Genomic DNA, 5,395 nt, shown 5'->3' on the forward strand with positions numbered 1-5,395 from the left:
CCTCCATTCTTCCGGCATCCCGCTATCCCTCCCCACCCTGCTAGCGCTGAGGGTGGGGACTCCCGCGAACACGTTGACTGGATGGAGAATTTCTCTAAATTCCCGCAGGGTAGAGTAACTCCACTTATCGGGTTAGCTTAGATATTTGGTGCAATCCTGATCGACGCCGACACGCTCCTACCTGTGCTGTTGTCCGGGCTAACTATATTTAGACGAAACGGCTAACCAACTTTTTCGCTGTAGGCACAACTGATTGTGTCTTGACCTGTTATCCTTCCCTCTCCAGTTTTAACCAATAATTTTCGGTCTTGTGGTGGCAGCTAAAAGGATCTCTTTATATTACTATTATGGATGACATTTAGCAACTATTTCATCAGTAATTACTATTCTTTCAATAGTTTAAATGTATGGTTATTTTAGGGTGGCTATGATAAATTAATATAAAAAAAGTAACTTAACCAATGTTTGTATAGAAACCTGAGTCGGGGCGGGCGCGAGTTACATCTCTTGTGCAACCAAAAAGATAGTCGTGAAACCCGCCCCTACAGAGACACCACATACCGGGAAAAGTCAGAATTACCGTTCCCCTGAAGGCTGAGGCTTTTGGGCAACGAGTTGTTTGGCAACTCGGATCAGATGATAGGCACCTTCGTTATCAATGATGGTATATTCATTGGGTTTTAGCCAGTTTTCCTGGAGTTTATTGAATCGCTTAGATTCAATTAAAACCAGGGTCGAGGGAGGATTTGGTTTGGTTTTGGCAATTTTCTCGATGTAGGCAATCAGTTTATGTTCTTCGTCAAAATAATTGACCGATCGCTGGGCATAAAAAACGACACTGGGCTTTTCAAACCCCATCATCAGTAACTCTTCTGACGGTTGGTTCACCTCAGCCGCGATCGCAGATAATTCTCGTAGGGGAAGCTGACGTTGTTGATCCAATAGAAAAGCAGCCGGTGAAACCACAAGGATAATAAACGCTACAAACGCCACCAAATTAATCATTCCTAACCAACGCCATCCCCGACGTTGACATAACGCGATCGCCGTCGCTACCGCAGCCATTCCCCAAACAATACCTCCCCGTAACGGTAATCCTGACGCTTGCAGGGTTTCCGATAAGTTCAACGCGGCTGGATCATAGCCAACTATGTTTGGGCTGTATAAAATTGCCCCCGCGAGTACGAGGAGGAGGATCACATTAAACCCACCACTCAACCGTAACCCCAACCGAGGCTGAGGGCGGTGATAGGTGAGTAAATCACTTGCCAATAATGCCACCAAAATTGCTGCTGCGGGCATTAAGGGTAAGACATAGCTGGGGAGTTTAGTTACAGCGATAGTAAAAAAGCCAAACACACCCGCAAACCAACACAGAGCAAATAAACCCAACTGACTCGCGCGAGGGGAACAACGCCATTGTTGAACCTGCCAAAACCGCAACCGTGCGATCGCGAGGGGTAAATAACAGGACCAAGGGGCAAAGCCGACTAACACAACCAGAAAATAGAAATACCAAGGCGCCCAGTGGTGATTAACCACACCGACAAAGCGTTCAATGTTGTGATAGCCAAAAAACTTGTTGATATAGTCTTCGCCATTCGCCAAGGTAACTAACACATACCAGGGAATTGCTAGAACCCCAATAACGCCCAATCCCCAAAACAGGCGCATTTCCCGCACCACCTGCCAAAAATTCCCCAGATACACCAGAAATGCACCAATAATTAATCCGGGTAGAACAATTCCCACCGGTCCTTTGGCAAGGATAGCTAAGGCAATTAATATATAAAATGCCAAATACCAACCGGATGCAAAACCTAAAATGGGTTGGGGATCACCTTTTGCATTTCCACGGTATCGGCTATTTTGTTCCCCATCTCCCTGTCTTCCCGTCTCCCCTTGCACATAGGCGATAAAGAACGACAACAGAGCCGTTCCCATACAGCCAGAGAGTAGCATATCCGAAACCCCAGTCCGCGCCCAAACTAAGGTTAGGGGATTAAAGGCAATTAGTGTAGCCCCTATTCCAGCAGATAACCAGCGCTGGCGTTCTGGATTAGGGAGTTTTGGGGTGTCTTCTAATTCAGAGGAATTGTCATGAATCAGGGTACTAGGACGGGAAATGCCAAAATAGCGTAGGGTATAAAAGCCCAAAACTGTGAGCGCGATCGCACTCATTGCTGAGGGAAGTCGAACCGCCCATTCATTCACACCAATGAGCTTATAGCCAATCGCCATTAACCAGTAGACTAAAGGCGGTTTATCAAAACGAGTCTCCCCGTTAAAATACGGTGTAATCCAGTCTCCTGTAACCGTCATCTGGCGGGCGGCTTCCGCGAATAACGGTTCAGTTTCATCAACCAAACCCGTACTACCTAAGTGCCATAAAAAAGCCACCCAGCAAATCGCACTTAACCCTAAAACCGAGAACATCCACAAACGAGTTGGATGCTTTTCCCAAACATTCCACCACTTTGTCACCGTTTTAGCGACCCTATCCTTCATTCAACTTCAACCAGTTTGTCACGAAAAGCCAACATTAACCGTCACCGCCCCAAACTTAATCTAGCTGGAGCCGCGCTCATAATGTCCCCCTTCCTTGACTCGGACAACCCCATCAAGTTCCTGATCCAACAGTGTAGAGACGTTGCATGCAACGTCTGGTACAAAACCTAATACGGTTGTAAGACTAACTCCCATTCGCCCGTCTTTTGATTCCACCGGGGTACAGGCGTTTCCCCAATTACATAAGGTCCCCAATACAAACGAGAGCCATCTTGGGCAAATGCCACAATAATATCTCCCTTTTCCAAAATCAGATCATCTTGTGGAAGTGAAAGAATCAGCCCTTGGCTTCCTCCTTCCATAGGGGAAAAATCCCAGTGGGCGGGTTTGGCGTAAGCCGTTGAACCCGTTTGGCGTTCTAACAGCGCCACCCGCACCGGATGTTCTGTAGAATTGCTGACTCGCAACCCTCCTTTTTGCGCCGCTAGAGCAACGGGATCAAGGGGTGGAGAGGGTGAAGCCTCTGCGGGAGGTAACTTTGATGAGAGTGGTGATAGTGTTGGGGAGAGGGGTTGAGCCGTTTCCATCTCAGGAACCTCTGGTGATTTGATCACAGAGGGTAATGATGCTGTATCTGAGGATTGGGGTTCTATCCAAACCTTGAACTCAAATAATCCTAGTCCCAGTCCGGCAACACCTAAAAGGAGTACGATGATAAATACTGGATAAAGCTTATGGTTTAGTCTTTTCATTCGTTTTGAAGGGATTGACTCTGCACCACTACGTCTGTAGGGGGTGCTAACAAAACGAATTGCTAGCCCCTACTCTCATTGAAACAAGCTTGACCAAAACCGTGTTATTTTTCTCTTAAAGGCTAAGTGGTTATGGTCAGTGTGTGGTTGATTTCTGGTTGATCGATGCAAAATACTCGTCTTAATACTATCGTCGATGTGATCTTGGCAAGGTTAGCCCAGTGGTTTGCCAATCCCTGGCGACGCCTGTCCATAATCTTGCTAGGTTTGCTGTTGGGCATTTTCCTCGGAAGTGCCCTCTCAACGACAGCCGGTCAAACCGCTGACTGGGATGTCGTTGCGGCTGGGATTTTAATTATTTTCACGGAAACGGTGAGCCGGATTGTTTATGGCAGAAATCGTCAGCGTTTGCCTTCTGTGAGCAGAGCTTCTAGATTTTCATGGTTCATTGAAACTGTGAATGCTCTGAAAATTGGTTTGGTTTATAGCATGTTTTTGGAAGCGTTTAAACTGGGTTCGTAATGTCATTCGTCAGGTTATAAGGTCAGATATAATTTTTAATTCTGCGTAGGGGCGGGTTTGACTATTATCGTTTTTGACCTCACCCAGATGCAACTAAACCCGCCCCGACTAAGGGATAAGGGAGGGCGGGTTTTGTTGATAGGCTATCGGTGACAAGCCAATTAAGTTCCTAAACCCGCCCATACAATTGTAATTGTGGCTAAACCCGTCCCTACCCTAAGACTTATGATTCATCCCGTTTCCTCGTCTCCCTCTTTCGGTGACATTCTTAACCAATGGGTATCAGGAAAACCACCAAATTCATCGGCTTGGCAAAAATTAGTAACAGCGGAATTAGCACAGCCGGAACGGGCTAAAGCGTTTGGAATTACGTCAGATAACGTGGAGGAAAAACTAGAGGCGCGATCGCGTCTTTTTTTATCTGTCTATACTGATGTTCTTGCTTTGCCCTCGTTTGCTCATAAAATTCAGGATAATAGCGAAAATTTTGAGTATATTCAAACTAATATTATCCTATCTCTGTGGCGCTTGTGGCTTCCTTTGGCGATACAATTGGCGGAATCTCGACAACAGTTATGGCGTCCACTAATTCAGGGAATATTAGGTGGACAGGGAACGGGAAAAACCACATTGGCGGTTGTGTTGAAGTTAATTTTAGCCCAGTTAGGATATCGTACCCTTAGCCTTTCCATTGATGACCTTTATAAAACCTATCAAGAACGACAGCGCCTGCGAGAGAAAGATCCGCGTCTGATTTGGCGCGGTCCACCGGGAACTCATGATGTGGAGTTGGGGGTGCAGGTATTAGACGAGTTGCGATCGCACAATTCCTCAGATTCTATTCTAGTCCCCCGCTTTGATAAATCTGCTTGGGAAGGTGCAGGCGATCGCACAGATTTTGAACCTGTACAAAATGCGGATATTGTGTTATTTGAAGGGTGGTTTGTCGGTGTGCGTCCCGTTGCGGCGACTGTGTTTGCGGGGGCTACTCCAGCACCCATTGAAACAGAGAGCGATCGCGCTTTTGCACGGGATATGAATGAACGACTTAAAGCCTATTTACCCTTGTGGGAACGTTTAGACCGTTTAATCGTACTTTATCCCATTGATTATCGCCTGAGTTTGCAGTGGCGGCGTCAGGCGGAGGCGGAAATGATCGCGACGGGGAAATCAGGGATGAGTGATTCACAAATCAATGAATTTGTCAAGTATTTTTGGAAAGCGCTGCATCCAGAGTTATTTATTACGCCATTAATTCACAATCCGGATTGGGTGAATTTAGTAATTGAAATTAATTCCGATCATACACCAGATCGGGTTTATCAACCTGAGAATGACGAAAAAGGGTTGTAGGGTTGTAGGGGCGAAGCATTCGCGCCCAGATTTATCGGTTTCATGCCTAATTTTCAACGCGAATGCTTCGCCCAATCCCCAAATCCCAATCCCCAAATCCCAATCCCCAAATCCCAATCCCCAAATACCAATCCCCAAATACCAATCCCCAAATACCAATCCCCAAATCCCAATCCCCAAATCCCAATCCCCAAATACCAATCCCCAAATACCAATCCCCAAATCCCAATCCCCAAATCCCAATCCCCAAATACCAATCC

The 5,395-nt window shown here is 46.4% G+C and carries 4 protein-coding genes and 1 pseudogene; 2 read left to right on the forward strand and 3 right to left on the reverse strand.

The genetic code is table 11. From position 1 onward, the window contains the following. Positions 1 to 576: 576 nt before the first annotated feature. Together ACLGGO_RS34895 and ACLGGO_RS34900 are read right to left on the reverse strand one after the other, a co-directional pair. Positions 577 to 2,508: an ArnT family glycosyltransferase gene (locus ACLGGO_RS34895; RefSeq protein ID WP_446422757.1), complete on the reverse strand. Its 1,932-nt coding sequence runs from the start codon at positions 2,506 to 2,508 to the stop codon at positions 577 to 579. Between the two features lie 167 nt (positions 2,509 to 2,675). After that, positions 2,676 to 3,260 carry a hypothetical protein gene (locus ACLGGO_RS34900; RefSeq protein WP_446422758.1) on the reverse strand — a complete coding sequence of 195 codons (585 nt, stop codon included), beginning with the start codon at positions 3,258 to 3,260 and terminating at the stop codon, positions 2,676 to 2,678. A 165-nt stretch (positions 3,261 to 3,425) separates the two neighbouring features. Between ACLGGO_RS34900 and ACLGGO_RS34905 the strand changes: the two genes are divergently transcribed. After that, positions 3,426 to 3,782 (forward strand): DUF565 domain-containing protein, encoded by a 357-nt coding sequence (locus ACLGGO_RS34905; protein WP_446422759.1) that lies wholly within the window; start codon positions 3,426 to 3,428, stop codon positions 3,780 to 3,782. A gap of 225 nt (positions 3,783 to 4,007) precedes the next feature. Next, positions 4,008 to 5,135, forward strand: coding sequence for a glycerate kinase (locus tag ACLGGO_RS34910; protein ID WP_446422760.1), 1,128 nt, complete (start codon positions 4,008 to 4,010; stop codon positions 5,133 to 5,135). A gap of 46 nt (positions 5,136 to 5,181) precedes the next feature. Here ACLGGO_RS34910 and ACLGGO_RS34915 read toward each other — a convergent pair. Next, positions 5,182 to 5,395, reverse strand: a pseudogene (locus ACLGGO_RS34915) (hypothetical protein); the annotation flags it as partial.

This window comes from Coleofasciculus sp., from assembly GCF_046565525.1.
Taxonomy (GTDB): Bacteria; Cyanobacteriota; Cyanobacteriia; order Cyanobacteriales; family Coleofasciculaceae; genus Coleofasciculus.